General features: G+C 63.0%; 15 protein-coding genes. 5 read left to right on the forward strand and 10 right to left on the reverse strand.

Features of this window, described 5'->3' with window-relative positions; genetic code table 11:
- The 5 genes from C0Z19_RS13370 to C0Z19_RS13390 all read right to left on the reverse strand — a co-directional run bounded on the left by C0Z19_RS13370 (position 1) and on the right by C0Z19_RS13390 (position 7,004).
- The gene (locus tag C0Z19_RS13370) at positions 1-1,926 is read right to left on the reverse strand and encodes a (Fe-S)-binding protein (protein ID WP_102610325.1); all 1,926 of its coding nucleotides are present in this window, start codon (positions 1,924-1,926) and stop codon (positions 1-3) included.
- Between the two features lie 2 nt (positions 1,927-1,928).
- Entirely contained in the window at positions 1,929-3,992 is a 2,064-nt protein-coding gene (locus C0Z19_RS13375) for an NADH:flavin oxidoreductase (protein ID WP_102610326.1), read from the reverse strand.
- A gap of 99 nt (positions 3,993-4,091) precedes the next feature.
- The gene (locus C0Z19_RS13380; RefSeq protein ID WP_102610327.1) at positions 4,092-4,625 is read right to left on the reverse strand and encodes a DUF5943 domain-containing protein; all 534 of its coding nucleotides are present in this window, start codon (positions 4,623-4,625) and stop codon (positions 4,092-4,094) included.
- A 39-nt stretch (positions 4,626-4,664) separates the two neighbouring features.
- On the reverse strand, positions 4,665-5,636 hold the full coding sequence (locus C0Z19_RS13385; protein ID WP_102610328.1) for a dipeptidase: 972 nt from the start codon (positions 5,634-5,636) through the stop codon (positions 4,665-4,667).
- A 93-nt stretch (positions 5,637-5,729) separates the two neighbouring features.
- The gene (locus C0Z19_RS13390) at positions 5,730-7,004 is read right to left on the reverse strand and encodes a serine hydroxymethyltransferase (protein WP_102610329.1); all 1,275 of its coding nucleotides are present in this window, start codon (positions 7,002-7,004) and stop codon (positions 5,730-5,732) included.
- Positions 7,005-7,457: 453 nt separating this feature from the next.
- Between C0Z19_RS13390 and C0Z19_RS13400 the strand changes: the two genes are divergently transcribed.
- Complete coding sequence (locus C0Z19_RS13400; protein WP_102610331.1) at positions 7,458-8,468, forward strand: GlxA family transcriptional regulator; 1,011 nt, start codon at positions 7,458-7,460, stop codon at positions 8,466-8,468.
- A 7-nt stretch (positions 8,469-8,475) separates the two neighbouring features.
- On the opposite strand, the gene pdxR (C0Z19_RS13405) is transcribed toward C0Z19_RS13400, so the two are convergent.
- Positions 8,476-9,990: a MocR-like pyridoxine biosynthesis transcription factor PdxR gene (pdxR, locus tag C0Z19_RS13405; RefSeq protein WP_102610332.1), complete on the reverse strand. Its 1,515-nt coding sequence runs from the start codon at positions 9,988-9,990 to the stop codon at positions 8,476-8,478.
- 77 nt (positions 9,991-10,067) lie between these two features.
- Between pdxR (C0Z19_RS13405) and C0Z19_RS13410 the strand changes: the two genes are divergently transcribed.
- A complete protein-coding gene (locus C0Z19_RS13410) occupies positions 10,068-10,823 on the forward strand; it encodes an NAD-dependent epimerase/dehydratase family protein (protein ID WP_102610333.1) in 756 nt (251 codons plus the stop codon).
- Positions 10,824-10,826: 3 nt separating this feature from the next.
- Here C0Z19_RS13410 and C0Z19_RS13415 read toward each other — a convergent pair whose 3' ends face one another.
- Positions 10,827-11,729: a LysR family transcriptional regulator gene (locus C0Z19_RS13415; protein WP_102610334.1), complete on the reverse strand. Its 903-nt coding sequence runs from the start codon at positions 11,727-11,729 to the stop codon at positions 10,827-10,829.
- Between the two features lie 137 nt (positions 11,730-11,866).
- Here C0Z19_RS13415 and C0Z19_RS13420 point away from each other — a divergent pair, with 137 nt between their 5' ends.
- The gene (locus tag C0Z19_RS13420) at positions 11,867-12,304 is read left to right on the forward strand and encodes a GlcG/HbpS family heme-binding protein (protein ID WP_199180775.1); all 438 of its coding nucleotides are present in this window, start codon (positions 11,867-11,869) and stop codon (positions 12,302-12,304) included.
- Between the two features lie 26 nt (positions 12,305-12,330).
- Here the strand turns inward: C0Z19_RS13420 and C0Z19_RS13425 are convergent, their stop codons facing one another.
- Positions 12,331-13,023 (reverse strand): TetR/AcrR family transcriptional regulator, encoded by a 693-nt coding sequence (locus tag C0Z19_RS13425; RefSeq protein ID WP_233196124.1) that lies wholly within the window; start codon positions 13,021-13,023, stop codon positions 12,331-12,333.
- A 50-nt stretch (positions 13,024-13,073) separates the two neighbouring features.
- On the opposite strand from C0Z19_RS13425, the gene C0Z19_RS13430 reads away from it, so the two are divergent.
- Positions 13,074-13,706, forward strand: coding sequence for a glutathione binding-like protein (locus tag C0Z19_RS13430; protein ID WP_102610335.1), 633 nt, complete (start codon positions 13,074-13,076; stop codon positions 13,704-13,706).
- A gap of 35 nt (positions 13,707-13,741) precedes the next feature.
- Here the strand turns inward: C0Z19_RS13430 and C0Z19_RS13435 are convergent, their stop codons facing one another.
- Positions 13,742-14,206: a cupin domain-containing protein gene (locus C0Z19_RS13435; RefSeq protein ID WP_102610336.1), complete on the reverse strand. Its 465-nt coding sequence runs from the start codon at positions 14,204-14,206 to the stop codon at positions 13,742-13,744.
- A gap of 96 nt (positions 14,207-14,302) precedes the next feature.
- Here C0Z19_RS13435 and pdxR (C0Z19_RS13440) point away from each other — a divergent pair, with 96 nt between their 5' ends.
- Entirely contained in the window at positions 14,303-15,778 is a 1,476-nt protein-coding gene (gene pdxR / locus C0Z19_RS13440; RefSeq protein WP_102610337.1) for a MocR-like pyridoxine biosynthesis transcription factor PdxR, read from the forward strand.
- Between the two features lie 119 nt (positions 15,779-15,897).
- Here the strand turns inward: pdxR (C0Z19_RS13440) and fdhA are convergent, their stop codons facing one another.
- A complete protein-coding gene (gene fdhA / locus C0Z19_RS13445; protein WP_102610338.1) occupies positions 15,898-17,094 on the reverse strand; it encodes a formaldehyde dehydrogenase, glutathione-independent in 1,197 nt (398 codons plus the stop codon).
- Positions 17,095-17,226 lie beyond the last annotated feature (132 nt).

The raw sequence follows: 17,226 nt of genomic DNA on the forward strand, positions 1-17,226 counted from the left end.
TCACTCCAACGCGGCTGCAACGAGTTCGGCAACGTCGAGCACTTCAGGCCGCGGACCCACCACGCCTTCGAGCATTGCGGTGCAGTTCGGGCAGCCCACGGCGACGACGTCGGCGCCGATCGCCTTTGCATCGGCCATTCGAATATCGGGAATCCGCGCCTTGCCCGGGATATCCGTCAGCGGCGCACCGCCCCCGCCTCCGCAACAACGTCCGCGCATACCGTGACGCTCCATCTCGATCACCTTGATGCCGATCGATTTGAGCACGCGGCGCGGCGCCTCGGTCTCGCCGTTATAGCGACCCAGATAGCAAGGGTCGTGATAGGTGATGCGCTTATCCATCAACGGAGCCGAGGCCTTTGGCGAGAGCCGGCCCGATTGCACGAGTTCGAACACGACACTCGTGTGATGCTGAACCTCATAGCGCGTGCCGAAAGCACGGTACTCGTTTCTGAGGCTATGCATGACGTGCGGATCGGCTGTGACGATGCGCTTGAAATCGAGAGCACCGAGCGTCGCGATCATGCGCTTGGCCATGCGCTGAAACGTGGCTTCATCGCCGAGGCGTCGTGCGACATCGCCCGTATCGGCCTCCTCCCCGCCCAGTACCGCGAAGTCCACGCCGGCCTTGTTCAACACTTTGACGAGCGAGCGCAGCGTGCGTTGATAGCGCATATCGAACGCGCCCTCTCCCGCGATCAGCAGGACATCGACGGGCACGCCCGGTTGCGCGATGCGTGCATTGAGATCGACCGCCCAGTCGTAACGGGCTGCGATGTCGTAACCGCCCGCGCTGCCGGTCTCGCGCAGATTGGCGAGCACTTCGGGCGCCTTGCCCGGCAAATCCCCCTCGGTCAACGTCCGATTGCGGCGCATGTCGACGATCGCATCGACGTGTTCGATCAGCATCGGGCACTCCTGGACGCACGCGCGACATGTCGTGCAGGACCAGATCGTGTCCGCTTCGATCAAGCCCGACACGATGGGCCCATTCGGTTGGCCGCCATGTTTGCCGACGGGGATGCCAGGCGTCGGGCTGCCGGCATAGGCCGCGTCGGTACCGCCCACCATGCCCGTGACGAGATCCTGAATCAGCTTCTTCGGGTTGAGCGGCTGGCCTGCCGCGAATGCGGGGCATGCTGCCTCGCACTTGCCGCATTGCACGCAGGCGTCGAAGCTCAGCAGCTGATTCCAGCGGAATTCAACGGGCTTGGCGACACCGTATTCGCGATGCTCGATATCCGGACGCTTCAGTGCGGTCGGCGGCGTGGCTTCCCCGTGGCCGGTATACGAATCGCGTGTCGCTGCGAAGCGTTCCTGGCGCGGATGAAACGCGAGATGAAGCAGGCCCGCGATCGCATGTTTCATCGGCCCGCCCTTGGCCGCGCCCATCGTCATCGCGAATGCGCCGATCCCGATCAGCACCGCACAAATCACGGCGAACCCGCGCGACATAGCGCCCGCGGGCACGAGCGTGAACAGAAGGAGGCCCACTGCGAACGACCCGAGCAGCCACGGCAGCGCGTTCCACGGTCCGCGCGACAAACGTGCAGGCACGTCTTTGGCATGACGGCGGCGCCAAACGAAGACAGCACCGATCAGCATCGCCAATGCCGCGAGGAAGATCAGCTTGTCGAGCCACGGCGAGTAAATGCCGAGGCCGTAGTTGACGAAGACGAGCGCGAGCGCGGCGATCGCCCCGCCCGCCGTCGCCACGTGTGTCTTGGCGATATAGGGGTCGCGCGCGACGACATGGTGCAAATCGACGAAATAACGCTTCGGGATGGCGAACAGGTTCGACACGCCGAACGCGCCAGGCGCAGTGGCGCGGCCGAGCCGCCAGTACGACGAACGTTTCGCAACGGCGAAGGCGAGTCCGGCCACGGACAGCCAGAGCAACACCGTAATGAGAAATGCCGGGCTCATGATCAGAAGTCCTTGCAAAGCCGCAGCGAGTCGTAGATCGCACCATGGATGTTGTGCATCGAGATGCAATCGCCCACGCGAAACAGAACGAACCGGCCGTTACCCAATTCTTCGGATAAGCAGGGCTGAGCCTCGGCGGCAAAGAGCTTTTGAACGTCGATCTGCCCCCGGTTCAACGATTCGGGTTTGAGCTTCCAATAAAGCAGATCGTTAGGCGTACTACCGTTTTCGATCACGACCTGATCGACGGCCCGTTCCTCCTGCTCCTCCGTATATTCGTTGCGCAGCACGGCGATCTTCTTGCCGTCTTCCTCGTAAACGCGATCGAGCCAGAAATTCGGCGTATGGATGACGCCCTGCGCGTAGAGGCGCCGGTAGAAGATCGGGAACGTCGTACCGCCGCAATCGTCCGCGACCTTGACGTCGGGCGTCACGATCTCGACTTTCGAGCCACGGCTCGAGATGAAATCCGCGACGCCCGCGCCCGCATGCGTGCTGACGCCGTCATAGACGAGCACGTTCTGCTTCGGTTCGACGCGTCCCGAAAGGATGTCCCACGAGCTGACCGCGAGCCCATCGGCCACGCCCCAGGCCGCCACCTGATCGGAGAATGCGCGTCCACCGGTAGCGAGCACGATGATGTCGGGCTTCTCGGCCATGATCGCCTTTTCGTCAGCTTCGACGCCAAGCCGGCGGTCTACGCCCAGCCGCTTCGTTTCCATATCGAACCAACGCACGATACCGACCATCTGTTCGCGTTGCGGCGCCTTCGATGCCAGCACGATCTGGCCGCCCACCTCGCTGTTCTTCTCGAACAACACGACGTCGTGGCCGCGCGAGCGCGCCACGCGTGCGGCCTCCAATCCTGCGGGGCCCGCGCCGACGACCACGACCTTGCGCTTCGGCCCACGCGACTTTTCGATCACGTGCGGCATCGTCGCTTCACGCGACGTCGCGGCGTTCTGTACGCAGAGCACGTCGAGGCCGTTGTACTGGCGGTCGATGCAGTAATTGGCGCCGACGCACTGCTTGATTTCGTCTTCGCGGCCGTCGCGGATCTTGATGACCATGTGCGGATCGGCAATCTGCGCGCGCGTCATGCCGACGAGGTCGATCATCCCCGACGCGAGCAGGCGCTCGGCCTGCCCCGCGTCGCGAATGCTCTGTGCGTGCATGACGGGAATGTTCACGACCGACTTGATGCCGGCGGCGAGATGCACGAACGGTTCAGGCGGCAGCGCCATCGGCGGCATGCAGTTGGCAAGCGTGTTGTGCGTATCGGCGCCCGAGCCGATCACGCCGAGGTAATCGATGAGCCCCGTCTCCGACATTGCATGCGCGATTTCCTTGAGCTGCTCGTGATCGAGCCCGTCCTCATGGAATTCGTCGCCGCACATGCGCAGGCCCACGACGAAATCGGGTCCGACCGCTTCGCGCACGGCCTGCAAGACTTCCACCCCGAAGCGGAGCCGATTGGCGAGGCTACCGCCCCATTCGTCGGTACGAAAGTTCGTGCGGGGGCTCCAGAACTGGTCGATCAAATGCTGGTGGGCGGCCGAGATCTCGACGCCGTCCATGCCCGCCTGCTGCACGCGTTTGGCCGCCGCAGCGAAGTCCCCGATGATGCGGCGGATTTCCTCGACTTCGATGGTCTTCGCATTGCCCCGATGCACGGGCTCGCGCACGCCTGAGGGCGTCATCAGGTGCGGCCAATGTTCGCCGTGAAAGGCCGAGCGCCGCCCCATGTGCGTCGCCTGAATCATGATCTTCGCGCCATGGCGATGCATCGTTTCCGCGAGGCGGTTCAAAGGATCGATCACGCGATCGGTCGAGAGATTGACCGACTTCCACCAGCCTTGCGGGCTATCGATCGATACCGGGCTCGATCCGCCGCACACCGCCAGACCCACCCCGCCCTTCGCCTTTTCCTCGTAGTAGCGAATGTAACGATCGCCGGGCAAGCCGCCCGGCTCCGCATAGACTTCCGCGTGCGCCGTGCTGACGATGCGATTGCGCAGCGTCAGCTTGTTCAGCGTCAAAGGTTTGAACAGATGGGGGTAGCGCATGTCGATCGACCTCTAAACTATTCTGTGACTGGCTTCGATGCATGAATGCCGTAATGTCTGGCTTTCCGGCGTGTGCGCTTTCGTGCGCTTTATTGCGTTTTATTGCGCCAGCGGCGAAACTTCGAACACGCAATAGTCATGGCCCTCGCCCGCGCATTGCGTCTCCTCCGATTGCGAGCGCGGCCCCTTGCTGCCGTTTGGATGCGTATCGTTGACCCAATCCATCGCTCCGGCGAACCAGCCGGCGAACATGTAGCAGAGCTTGCCTTCCTTCTCGGGCTGAGCCAGCACGAACGAAGAATGGCGCAGTTCGATGCGTGCGTATGCGCGAGCCGGATCGGCTTCGGCGATGTGGAACAGCCCCCAACCGCGCTGCGACAAGCGCTTCAGATAGTGCTCGAAGACAGCCATGCCGGAGAGCCCGTGTTGCTTCGCTTCCTTATCGCACCAGTGGTAGGCCGATTTGTAGCCGGCGCGATAGAGAATGTCGGCATACGCCTCGCGACCCAGCGCCTCTTCGACGGCGACGTGATTGTTCGTAAAGAAATGACGCGGCACGTAAAGCATCGCCAGCGCGTCGGTAGTCCAGACACCGGTATCGGGATCGACGTTGATCGGAAGTTGCGGTTGCATGAGAAAAGTCCCTGACTAAGCCAATTCGATAACGGCGCTCTATGCGCCCCACACTTCGCCAAACACGCGAACCCAGTTCTCGCCCATGATCTTGCGGATGCGCGTTTCGCTCCAACCGGCGCGCTCCATGGCCGCGGTCAGATTCGGAAATTCGCCGATGGTGCGGATGCCTTCGGGGTTGACGACCTTGCCGAAATTCGTCAGCCGGCGATAGCGCCCTTTGTCGTGCGTCAGCCAATCGAAGAAGTCGACGCTATAGCCTTGCGTGAAGTCGGTGCCGATGCCCACCGCGTCGTCGCCGATCAGGTTGACGACATAGTCGATCGCTTCGATATAGTCTTCGACCGTCGCGTCGATGCCACGCTTCAGGAACGGAGCAAACATCGTTACGCCGACGAAACCGCCCGCATCGGCGATTTCCTTCAGTTGCGCGTCGCTCTTGTTGCGCGGATGTTCCTTCAGGCCCGACGGCAGGCAGTGCGAATAGCAGACGGGCTTCTTCGAAAACGCGATCGCTTCGGAGGACGTGTTGCCGCCCACGTGCGAGAGATCGACCATGATGCCAACCCGATTCATCTCCGTGATCACCTCGCGGCCGAAATCCGACAGGCCGCCGTCACGCTCGTAGCATCCCGTACCCACGAGGTTTTGCGTGTTGTAGCAAAGCTGCACGACACGCACGCCCATGTCCGCGAACGCCTCGATGTAGCCGAGGTTGTCCTCAAATGCATGCGCGTTCTGGAAGCCGAGGATGACACCCGTCTTGTTCTCGCGCTTGGCTCGCTCGATGTCGGCGGTCGTGCGCACGAGCGTCAATATTTCGGCGTGCTCACGAATTTGTTGCTTCATGAGCGCGATGTTGTCGACGGTCTTGGCGAAGCTTTCCCAAACCGACACCGTACAGTTCGCGGCCGTGATGCCGCCCTTACGCATGTCTTCGAATACAGATCGTTCGAACTTGGAAATGTTCAGACCGTCGATGATGATGCTGGTCTCGTGCAAAGTGGCCATCGATTGCTCCGGGCGTGGGCTGGTCGAATTGAAATCTGACATTTGAAAATGAAGGCGCCGCGATCCGCATTTGATGGCGGATCGCGGCCTCACTCAATAGATCGGGAACTGCTCGCAGAGCGCGAAGATTTCCTTACGCACGCGCTGCTCCGTTTCCGCATGGCCTTCCGGGTGACGCGTCAACGCATCGAATACTTCGAGGATCAGGCGGCCGATCTGCTGGAATTGCCCGACACCGAAGCCGCGCGTCGTGCCTGCCGGCGTACCGAGACGAATGCCCGATGTGATCGTCGGCTTCTCCGTATCGAACGGAATCCCGTTCTTGTTGCAGGTGATGCCTGCCCGCTCGAGCGCCGTCTCCACCTGCGTGCCCTTCAAGCCCTTCGGACGCAGATCGACGAGCAGCAGGTGATTGTCGGTGCCGCCGGTCACGAGATCGACTCCGCCTTCGCGCAGCACCGCACCCAGCGCCTGTGCGTTGGCCAGAACGCGATCGATGTAATGCGTAAAGCCGTCTTCGAGGGCTTCGCCGAAGGCCACGGCCTTTCCGGCGATCACATGCATCAGCGGCCCGCCTTGCAGCCCGGGGAATACGGCCGAATTGATCTTCTTGGCGATGTCCTCGTCATTGGTCAACACGAACCCGCCACGCGGGCCGCGCAGCGTCTTGTGGGTGGTGGACGTGACGACATGCGCGTGTTCGATCGGATTCGGATGGCGACCCGCGGCGATGATGCCGGCAATATGCGCCATGTCGACCATCAGCTTCGCACCGACGCGATCCGCGATGGCGCGAAAACGGGCGAAGTCGAGCACGCGGGGATAGGCCGAGAACCCTGCAATGATGAGGCTCGGGCGATGTTCGTCGGCCAGTGCTTCGATCCGGTCGTAATCGATCAACATCGTGTCGCGGCTCACGCCGTACTGAACGGCGTTGAACCACTTGCCGGAAAGCGCGGGTTTCGCGCCGTGCGTCAGGTGACCGCCCGCGTCGAGCGACATGCCGAGAACCGTATCGCCGGGTTTGGCCAGCGCCAGCATGACCGAACCGTTTGCCTGTGCGCCCGAATGCGGCTGCACGTTGGCAAACTGCGCACCGAACAACCGCTTGACGCGTTCGATCGCAAGCGCCTCGACTTCGTCGGCGAACTCGCATCCGCCGTAATAGCGCTTACCCGGATACCCTTCGGCATACTTATTCGTCAGCACAGAGCCCTGCGCTTCGAGCACGGCGCGCGAGACGATGTTCTCCGATGCGATCAGCTCGACCTGCGACTGCTGCCGCTCGAGCTCTCTCAAGATCGACTCACGCACGGGCGCATCGCGTTCGGCAAGACTCTGCGTGAAAAACGGCTCAAGGTTCGACATGGCGTATCCGTATTGATGGCGCGGCGCATTCCGGTGCTTCGACGCCCGCCGGCGTTCGTTGGCGATGGCTCTATTCTTGTCGTTCGCCTTTTTTACGGATTGACGAATTCAGACGCGTTCTTTGCCTTTTCCGACACGCGCGTCCGTTTTGGACAAGTCGGATGCGTCGGACGGATGCGCGTACCGTCACCGCGCGGACAGCCATGCGTCGAACCGGCGATTCGCCCGCAAGTCGGTTGCTGCTTCGCACCAATAAAGCGCAGGCGATACGCCGAGAAGTCCAACCGTGGCGCGCAGACGGCACAATCGCGGTGCAACACACAACGGCATACGCGCCGACCCTAGGGTTAAGCCGTATGGCATGCCTATTGCGCTCGAACTCACAATGAAACGCGCCCTCGGCTCGACGAGACCCGCTGCGGCAATAGATCGGATTCGAAGGAACGCCCTCACATGTCGCCTGACCGCACTGCGTCGCTGTCAAATTTTGCATTCATGACGCTGCCCAACTTCACGATGATCGCGTTCTCGAACGCGGTCGAAGTGCTCAGGATGGCGAACTATCTCAGCGGCCAGGATCTTTATCGGTGGACCGTCGTGAGTCCCGATGGCGGCCCTGTGACCGCCAGCAATGGCTTGGCCGTTGAAACCGTCCCGGTTTCGTCGCTCGAGCAATTGCCCGATGTCGTGTTCGTCTGCGGCGGCATCGACGTTCAGCATTCGACGACGAATACGCATTTGTCGGAACTGCGCCGATTCGCACGGTCGGGCGTCGCGCTCGGCAGCCTTTGCACCGGCACCTATGCGCTCGCGCGCGCGGGGCTGCTCGACGGCTATGCCTGCGCGATCCATTGGGAGAACATGTCCGCGCTGAAGGAAGAGTTTCCCGGCACGCGTTTCTTGAAAGAGCTGTTCGTCATCGATCGCGACCGTATCACCTGCACGGGCGGCGTTGCGCCGCTCGATATGATGCTGCATCTGATCGCACCGCGAATCGGCACGCCGCGCGTGACGCAGATTGCCGAGCAATTCATCGTCGAGCATGTGCGCGATACGAGCGCTCAACAACGGATGCCGCTCGTCGCGCGACTCGGTTCCGCGAACAAGTCGCTGTTCGAAGTGATCGCGTTGATGGAAAACAATATCGAAGAACCGCTTTCACGCGAGGAGCTCGCCCGGCTCGCGAATATGTCGCAGCGGCAACTTCAACGTTTGTTCAGAGAACATCTCGGCATGACGCCGACGCATTACTACCTCACGCTGAGGCTACGTCGCGCGCGCGAATTGCTGCTGCAAACCGATATGTCGATCATGCACATCACGATGGCGTGCGGCTTTCAATCGGCCTGTCACTTCAGCAAGAGCTATCGCGATGCGTTCGGCACTGCGCCTACACGCGAACGTCGCAAGCAGGTCGCGCCGTTCGCATGCGCGACGCCCGCGGAGGCTGCGCTGCACCTTTGATCCCTGCTCAACGGATGGCGAACGCATCGCGCAAGCGTTGCGCGATCTGTCGTGCCTCCTCGGCCGAGCCCACGTTCGTGAATCCCATCAATACACCGCGTTGATGGCGCTGCGCATTCGCGTAGCGCTCCGACAACGCCTGACAATGGAGCCCGGCCTGCTGAGCGCGGCGCGCAAGCGTGCGGTCGCCAAGCGGGGACCGCACGCGTACCACGAGATGCATCCCGCCGCGCGTCTGTTCGACATAGAGTTGCGCGCCGAAAACGTCATGCAGCGCTTGCACCAACCAGGCGCGACGACGCGCATACAGCAACCGCATCTTCTTGAGGTGGCGTGCGAAATGCCCCCCCGCCATGAAGTCTGCGACCGTCGCCTGCAACAAACGGGCACCGCGGTTCTGCGCCGCTTGAACGGCTTCTTCAAACGACGACGCAACGGCTTTCGGCACGACCAGGTAGCCGAGCGATAACGCCGGGAACAATACCTTCGAAAAGCTGCCCGCGTAGATGACTCGATCGCGTGCATCGAGGCTTTTTAACGCCGGCAGCGTCGGCCCCGAGTAGTGAAACTCGCCGTCGTAATCGTCTTCAAAGACCCAGCCGTTCGCTTGCGACGCCCAGTCGAGCAACGCGAGCCTGCGCGACACTGTCATCGACACGCACAACGGCGCGTGATGCGACGGCGTGACGACTGCCATGCTGGCGTGCGGCGCCGTGTCCCGCCCCACGGACTCATCCAAGCCCTCTTCGTCGACCCGCACCGGATGCTCGATCATCGACGCGCGCTCCAGCACCGTACGCGTCGGCGGGTAGCAAGGGTCCTCGATCCAGACCGTATTGCCACGCTGTAGCAACACGCCGACCGCCAACTCGAGCGAGGCGCAGTAGCCGGTCGTCACGAATACCTGATCGACGCCGCACACAATGCCGCGCGACGCCAGCAGGTACGCCGCGATCGCTTGCCGAAGTGCGGGCTCACCGCACGGGTCGCCATACCCCAGATCAGCCGGCGAGGTGGCGCGAATTCGTCGGGACGCGAGCCTCGACCAGAGCTTGCGTGGAAACGCATCGAGCGCCGGGATGCCCAATTGCAGCGGCAGCGGCCGCCGCATCTGCAGTGCGCCGAACGGCGGAGCGCCCGTTGACGGTGAGCGTAGCGGCGAGAGCGACAGCGCGCCCGGCCGTGCCGCCGCCAGCGCACGCGGCACGCGCGGCGAGGCGGGCAGGTTCGGCGAAACGACCGTGCCGGCAGGGCCGCGGGCCAACAGATAGCCTTCGCCGGCCAGCCGCTGATAGGCCGCTTCGACGGTCCCGCGCGCCACGCCCAGCTCGCTGGCAAGGGCCCGCGCGGACGCGACTCGCGCACCGGGCGCAAGCACGCCCGTGTCGATCGCCGTCAGCACGCGTTCATAGATTTGCCGTGCAAGCGGCACGCGCTTGCGCCGATCGATGCGCGCAATGGGCATGTCGTCACGGGTACCGGCGCTGCGCGGCTGCAATGCCGAAACCGATGGCCTGGTCATTTTTCTCGATTTTGGTCCTTATCATTGGTGCATGGTACGTCCAAACTGAGTCCCGTCAACCACGAAGGATCTCAACCATGAGCGAGCGAATCTTTTTAGCCGGCGCTGCGGGCGCCGTCGGTTCGGCATTGACGCCCTTGCTGGTCGGCGCAGGCTATGAGGTCTACGGCACCACGCGACACCTCGATCGCACCGACGCGATCCGCGCGGCAGGGGCCCATCCGATCCTCGTCGATGTCTTCGACCGGGCAACGTTGGCCGATGCAATCGAGCGCGTTGCACCGGCAATCGTCATTCACCAACTGACCGATCTGCCGCCCGCGCTCGATCCGACCCGGATGGCCGACGCCGTGGCCCGTAACGCACGCATCCGCGCCGAAGGAACGGCCAACCTCGTGACAGCGGCGCGAGCTGCCGGGTGTGCGCATATCGTCGCGCAGAGCATCGCGTGGGCTTATGCGGCTGGCCAGGCGCCCTATAGCGAATCGCAGCCGCTCGATACGGCCGCCGAGGGAGCGCGCGCCATAACCGTCAACGGCGTGGTGGCACTCGAGCGCCATGTTCTGGCCTTCAACGATTGCGGCGGCGTGGGGACCGTGCTGCGATACGGCAATCTGTACGGACCCGGCACCGGCCGCGACGTCGCGCAAGGCGCCAGCCCGTTGCACGTCGATGCAGCCGCATGGGCCGCACTGCTGGCCGTGCAGCGCGCGACGAGCGGAGTCTTCAACATTGCCGAAGATCACGCCGAAGTGTCGAACCGAAAAGCCAAACGCGAATTGGGCTGGCGCCCCGACCTGCGGCTCGCCATGCCGGAAAACGCACGCGATTGACGATCAACCGGCCATCGCGACGCGATCGGCTTGCGCGCCGATCCGTTCCGCAAGAAAGTCCACGAGCGCGCGTACGCGTTTGGGCAGCGCGCGCTTGCCCGGCCAGACGAGATGCACAGGCGCGGGCTCGGGCTCGAATCCCGTCAACACCATCTCGACGGCTCCCGCCTCGACGTACTCCTGCACCTGCCAAAGCGGCGCACGCGCCACGCCAAGCCCGGCCAAGGCAGCCGCATTGCACGCTTGCGCGTGGCTCGAGCGGAACCGTCCGGCCACGCGGACCGTTCTGCCGTCGGGGCCAAACGCCCACGTTTCCTCGTCGACGCTCTTGCGCAACAGGCACTCGTGGTTGGATAGATCTTCGGGCACGCGCGGGTGGCCCCTCGCGGCAAAGTAAGCTGGCGCACCGAATATCACGCGTCGCAACGTGCCGATACGCTTCGCCTTGAGATCCGAAGACGGCAGCACGCCGAGCCTCAACGAAAGGTCGATGCGCTCTTCCGCCAAGTCGACATGCCGCTCCGACAGCACGAGCTCGATCGTAACGCCGCCATGCAACTGCATGAAATCGGCGACAACCGGCGCCACATGCTGCGTCCCGAACCACGTCGGCGCGGCGAGGCGAATTGCACCGCGCAATTGAAGTCCCTGATCGGCGAGCATTTCGCGTGCGGCCGCGATCTCCCGCACCGCGGGCCGAATCCGCTCGATAAACGCCATGCAGCCAGGCGTCGGATAAACATGCCGCGTCGTGCGATTGAACAGCGTCACACCCAGTTGCTGTTCCATCGCGGCAAGCGTGCGGCTGACCGATTGCAAGGAACGCCCCAAGGTTGCCGCTGCCGCGGTCAAGCTGCCCTGATCGGCCACGGCAAGCAGGACTGCGTAGTCTTCATTCGCCTTCATTTGCCTTCATTCCTTTGATTCTCTCGGTTTTCGGAAGAATGTAAGCCGGCTGGCGCCGCTACTCATGGCACAGCGCAAGCCTTACATTCTATCCACGGCGATACATCGCCTTCGATTTACTTTCACGGAGAACGGATATGACCCATGAAACCCGCTTGCCCATGACGCCTCGCTACGGCGCGCCGATTACGCTCGAAACCGCGCAGCGTGTCGCACTGGCTGCACAGCGCGAAGCGGAACGCAACAACTGGCCGATGGTGATTGCGATTGTCGATAGCGGCGGACATCTCGTCTTGCAGCATCGGCTCGATCAGGCACAGCTCGGCAGCATCGAAGTCGCGCGCCAGAAGGCGGAGACGGCGGTGCGTTTTCGTCGCCCCACGAAGCGATTCGAAGATGCGCTCTCGCAAGGCGGCCTGCATCTGCGATTGCTGGGCATGACGAACCTGACGCCGCTCGACGGCGGGCTGCCGCTCGTTCTCGATGGCGAAGTGATCGGCGCGATCGGGGTCTCGGGCATGCAGTCGCACGAAGATGCCCAGGTTGCCGAGGCCGGCGTGGGGGCCTTGAACTGACCGCCGATTATCCGACTGCGTGCCGGCTACTTTCCGCTCACGGCCGCGCCGGCGCCGCATATCATCGCGACGCCGGCCTGCGCGGTTGCGCGCAGCGCAGCACGTTTATCACCGGCGCGCGAGCGCACCGCGAGCGTATGCAGGATGGCCGAAGCGATCTTTGCGAGCATGGCGGCATCGGCATGCGCATCCAATTCGCCGTCGGCCTGGGCTCGAACGAGACGCGCCTCGAATGCGCGATCGAACGAACGCAGACCGTTGCCGAGGATATCGCGCACGGCCTCGTCTCCGGCCGCTTCGACGGCAGCCGTGCCGATCAGAAAACAGCCCTTCGCAGGGCTGCCCGCGCGAAAGTAGAGATCCAACGCAAGGTCGTACACATGCTGGAGCGCCGCTTTCAGGGGCATCTCGCGGGCCAACGCCTGCTCCATCGCTGCGCGGTTGGCTTGCACGTAGCGCTCGAGCGTCGCCACGTAGAGCGCGTGCTTATCCCCGAACGCGCCGTATAAGCTCGGACGATTCATGCCCATCGCGACGCTCAATTCGTCGAGCGTCGTCGCGCTGTAACCGCGTTCCCAGAACGTATCGCGCGCCTGTGCAAGCGCCACGTCCATATCGTAGGCGCGCGGCCTGCCGCGCGAGCGCCTTGCTTGCGCACTTTCGCCCATTTCCTTGACTTTGCTTTTTTGTACCATCGTGAATAAAAATACTTGACGCATCTGATTTTTGTTCACTATAGTACAAAATCATGACAACAAGGGGAATCGGTATGGAACTGTACTTCTCACCGCTCGCCTGCTCTTTAGCGACCCGCATCACGTTCTACGAAGCCGGCTATGAGGCGCAGTACACCCGGGTGGATACGAAACGCAAGCGGCTGGAAAACGGCGGGGATTTTTTTGCGGTCAATCCGATGGGCCAGGTGCCGGTCTTGCGCACGGACGACGGCGAGTTGCTATTCGAGAACACGGCAATCCTGCCTTACGTGGCCGATCGCTTTCCTGCGGCCGGGCTCGTGCCGGCGACAGCGCTCGAACGCGCTCGCGCGCAACAGTGGCTCGGGTTCATCGGCACCGAATTGCATAAAGCGGCGTTCGTGCCGCTACTCGATCCCACGGCAAGCGAAGACGTGAAGCGCTATGCGCGCGAGAAGGTCGCACGGCCGATGTCGGTGTTGCAACGACACTTGTCGGAACGCGAGTGGCTGGTTGGCGCATTCAGCGTCGCCGACATTTACCTGGCTGTCGTCCTGAATTGGGCGCGCTACTGCGACGTCGATCTCGCCCAGTGGCCGGCCGTGCTCGATTTCTTCAAGCGCGCGTCGGCGCGGCCCGCCTTGGCGCGCGCGTTCGCCGAGGAAATCGCACTCTATCGCGCCGAACTCGCGCGTGAGCAGGCCTGACACCCCGATGGCGCGCGACTTGCGCGCGCTCTCACTCAGTCGATAAGGTCACGCACCGGCAGACCGTTTGCTTCGCAGTACTGACGATATGCCTCCAATTGGGTGGCGGCCGAAACACGATTTCTCACGCTACCGTCCGCGGCCAGAAACTCGACTTCACCATGCACGACGACGAGCACGGTCAACGGCACGTCGCCCACGACCTTCCACCAATCGGTGTTGCCCGGCGGCTCGTATACATAGTCGCCGGGGCCGATGCATTCGCCGGTGCAGAGCAGGCGCTCGCCCTTCAGATTGAACGCATGGATTTCGCCGGTATGCCGATGCAATGGCATCGTTGCGCCCGGGCTCATGCGCATCATTTCGACGAAACCCCGGCCGTCGGCGAAGAAACGTAGCGGCTTCCACGATTTGACCGGCGACTCGGGAATCCATGGCATGTCGTGCCCGCTGATCGTGCGAGCTGGAAGATATTGGATCAGCGACTCAGTTTGGCTCATGATGGGCGGCTCCTGTTAGCGGCGACGATTGCGTCGTCTCATGAGTCAACTTTAGCGATACACTGGCTTATTTTTGAGCCACTTCATCGTTTGTTTATGGAACCAGTTTTCGAGTTTCCATTGGATCTCGACAAGCGCGGCCGCGAGAGTCTCGCGCAGCGGCTCCATCAACGCCTGCGCGCTGCGATCGTCGAAAAACGATTGCCGCCCGGAGCCCGCCTGCCCTCGACGCGCCGCGTGGCCGAGGCATACGGTCTGGCCCGCAACACCGTCATCGCCGCCTACGACTTGTTGATGGCCGAAGGTTTCATCGTCACCCGGCCGGGTGCTTCCGCGCAGGTCGCGGACCTGGGTCTCGGCCGGCGGCTTGCGGGCCGTAGGCGCCCGCCGCGGCTCATAGCGGCGCCGGCGCTCGAGTGGCGCAGAGCTGAGCCGAGCGAAACGAACGCAACGGACGCTGCGGGCGCACGCCTCCCGGCCTCGCAAGGTTTCGCGCTGGGGGTGCCGGACCACCGCTGGTTTCCCACTGACATCTGGCGCCGGCTGTTACTTCGGGGCGCCAGCATTTCGTTGCCCGACTCATTCGGTTATCCACCTGCCGAAGGCCGGCCTTCGCTACGCGCAGCCATTGCACAACATGTGGCTTCCACGCGCGCCGTCGTCTGCGCCGAACGCGATGTAGTCGTCACCTGCGGCGCGCAGCAGGCGTTCGACCTGCTTGCGCGCGTGCTCGTCAAACGCGGACACACGAAGGTCGCCATCGAAAATCCCGGCTATCCTCCGCTGCGCTCGGCACTGCGCGCAGCCGGCGCGCAACTTGTGCCGATTCCCGTGGACGACGAAGGGCTCGTCGTCGATAGCTTGCCTGCAGACGTGCGAATCGTCTGCGTGACCCCCTCACATCAATTTCCGACCGGCGTCGCCATGTCGCTCGCACGTCGACGCGCCTTGCTCGAGTTCGCGCGGCGCAATGCGGCGGTCATCATCGAGGACGATTACGACGGCGAATTCCGCTACGGCACGCAGCCGCTCGACGCGCTGCAAACGCTCGATCGCGAAGCCAAAGTCGTCTATGTCGGCACATTCTCGAAAAGCATGTTCCCGTCGCTGCGACTCGGCTATGTGGTCGCGCCGGCCTGGTTGATCGCCGCGCTATCCGCCACCAAGCAAGCCGCGGACAACGGCGGCAACACTGCGGTCCAGGAAACGTTGGCCCGGTTCATTCTCGACGGCCATCTGGCGCGCTATGCACGTGCGATGCGCAAGCGCTACGCGAGCCGACGCGATACATTGCTGGCCGCGATCGAAAGCGAACTCGACGACTGGCTCATTGCCGTGCCGCCAAGTGCCGGCATTCATCTGTATGCGCGTTATCGCGATCGTCGTCAGGCGAAGCGGATTGCCACGCTGGCCGCACAGTACGCGCACGGCGCACAACCGGTCAGCGATTTTCTCGTTCAGCGGGAATCATCGATCGGCGATGGTATCGCCTTCGGTTTTGGCGCCCTCGACGAACTCGAAATCAAGAGGTCGATCAGGGCTTTGGCGCGCGCGTTGAAGCGCGGCCATTAGCGGCGCCGCGGCGTCAAAGTCGATGGACGACCAAGCCGGAAAACTGCGCGCGGCGGCATCTGTCTTCAAGGTACCCGGCAGCGCGAGGCTGCCGGCCCACGCGTAACGAAGATCGATCGTCAGGCGGCCTTGAGCATCCCGTGCGGATCGATCACGAACTTGCGCGGCGCGCCGCCATCGAACTCTCGATAGCCCTCGGGGGCTTGATCGAGCGAAATGACGGTCACGTTGACTATCTTCGCGATCGGCAACCTGTCCCACAGGATCGCTTGCATCAGATTGCGGTTGTACTTCATCACGGGCGTTTGCCCCGTATGGAACGAATGCGACTTGGCCCACCCCAGGCCGAGCCGCAGACTCAAGCTCCCGCGTCGGGCCGCCGCATCCTGCGAGCCCGGATCGTCGGTGACGTAAAGGCCCGGGATGCCGATGGCGCCGGCGGCGCGCGTGATCTCCATGAGCGAGTTCAACACCGTCGCCGGCGCTTCCTGCGTGTGGGCATTGCCGTGTCCATGGGCCTCGAAGCCCACGCAATCGACGGCGCAATCCACTTCCGGCTTGCCCAGAATCTGCTCGATCTGCTCGCCTAGCGACGCGTCGAGCGACAAATTGACGGTTTCAAAGCCCATTGCCTTCGCGTGTGCAAGGCGCTGTTCATTCATGTCGCCTACGATCGTCACCGCAGCGCCAAGCAAGCGCGCCGAAGCCGCGGCCGCCATGCCGACCGGCCCCGCGCCGGCGATGTAGACGGTCGAGCCCGGTTTGACGCCTGCGGTCACCGCACCGTGATAGCCGGTCGGCAAAATATCGGACAAGCACGTGAGATCGCGAATCTTCGATAGTGCCTGGTCGCGATCGGGAAACTTCAGCAGATTGAAATCGGCGTACGGCACCAGCACGTATTCCGCTTGCCCGCCAATCCATCCACCCATGTCGACGTAGCCATATGCGCCGCCCGCGCGCGACCCGTTGACGTTCAGGCAGACGCCCGTATGCTGGTCCTTGCACATGGGGCATCGGCCGCAAGCGACGTTGAACGGCACCGAAACGAGGTCGCCGATTTTCAGCGTTTCCACGTCGCGCCCCACTTCCACGACTTCGCCCGTGATTTCGTGGCCAAGCACGAGCCCGACCGGAGCCGTCGTGCGACCGCGCACCATGTGTTGATCGGAGCCGCAAATATTCGTGCTGACGACTTTCAGAATCGCGCCGTGTTGGATCGAGCGGCCGCTCGGATCGACCATCTTCGGATAATCGATCGACTGCACTTCGACCTTGCCTGAACCCTGATACACGACACCTCGGTTGCTGCTCATCGTATTCGTCTCCTTTCGTCTCGATCGCCGACGGGCGACCCATCTGGCGGCGGATGGCGCATGCAAAAGGAATGGGACCCTGCGCGACCCGCTCGCTGCCGTTTGCAGCGTAGTCCTCAACGGGTGCGCGCA

The organism is Trinickia soli, assembly GCF_002879855.1.
Lineage (GTDB): Bacteria > Pseudomonadota > Gammaproteobacteria > Burkholderiales > Burkholderiaceae > Trinickia > Trinickia soli.

Excerpts from the sequence above, each read along its gene's own strand:
- C0Z19_RS13370 (WP_102610325.1), bottom strand. The coding sequence starts at position 1,926 with ATGAGCCCGGCATTTCTCATTACGGTGTTGCTCTGGCTGTCCGTGGCC.
- C0Z19_RS13375 (WP_102610326.1), bottom strand. The coding sequence starts at position 3,992 with ATGCGCTACCCCCATCTGTTCAAACCTTTGACGCTGAACAAGCTGACG.
- C0Z19_RS13380 (WP_102610327.1), bottom strand. The coding sequence starts at position 4,625 with ATGCAACCGCAACTTCCGATCAACGTCGATCCCGATACCGGTGTCTGG.
- C0Z19_RS13385 (WP_102610328.1), bottom strand. The coding sequence starts at position 5,636 with ATGGCCACTTTGCACGAGACCAGCATCATCATCGACGGTCTGAACATT.
- C0Z19_RS13390 (WP_102610329.1), bottom strand. The coding sequence starts at position 7,004 with ATGTCGAACCTTGAGCCGTTTTTCACGCAGAGTCTTGCCGAACGCGAT.
- C0Z19_RS13400 (WP_102610331.1), top strand. The coding sequence starts at position 7,458 with ATGTCGCCTGACCGCACTGCGTCGCTGTCAAATTTTGCATTCATGACG.
- pdxR (WP_102610332.1), bottom strand. The coding sequence starts at position 9,990 with ATGACCAGGCCATCGGTTTCGGCATTGCAGCCGCGCAGCGCCGGTACC.
- C0Z19_RS13410 (WP_102610333.1), top strand. The coding sequence starts at position 10,068 with ATGAGCGAGCGAATCTTTTTAGCCGGCGCTGCGGGCGCCGTCGGTTCG.
- C0Z19_RS13415 (WP_102610334.1), bottom strand. The coding sequence starts at position 11,729 with ATGAAGGCGAATGAAGACTACGCAGTCCTGCTTGCCGTGGCCGATCAG.
- C0Z19_RS13420 (WP_199180775.1), top strand. The coding sequence starts at position 11,867 with ATGACCCATGAAACCCGCTTGCCCATGACGCCTCGCTACGGCGCGCCG.
- C0Z19_RS13425 (WP_233196124.1), bottom strand. The coding sequence starts at position 13,023 with ATGCGTCAAGTATTTTTATTCACGATGGTACAAAAAAGCAAAGTCAAG.
- C0Z19_RS13430 (WP_102610335.1), top strand. The coding sequence starts at position 13,074 with ATGGAACTGTACTTCTCACCGCTCGCCTGCTCTTTAGCGACCCGCATC.
- C0Z19_RS13435 (WP_102610336.1), bottom strand. The coding sequence starts at position 14,206 with ATGAGCCAAACTGAGTCGCTGATCCAATATCTTCCAGCTCGCACGATC.
- pdxR (WP_102610337.1), top strand. The coding sequence starts at position 14,303 with ATGGAACCAGTTTTCGAGTTTCCATTGGATCTCGACAAGCGCGGCCGC.
- fdhA (WP_102610338.1), bottom strand. The coding sequence starts at position 17,094 with ATGAGCAGCAACCGAGGTGTCGTGTATCAGGGTTCAGGCAAGGTCGAA.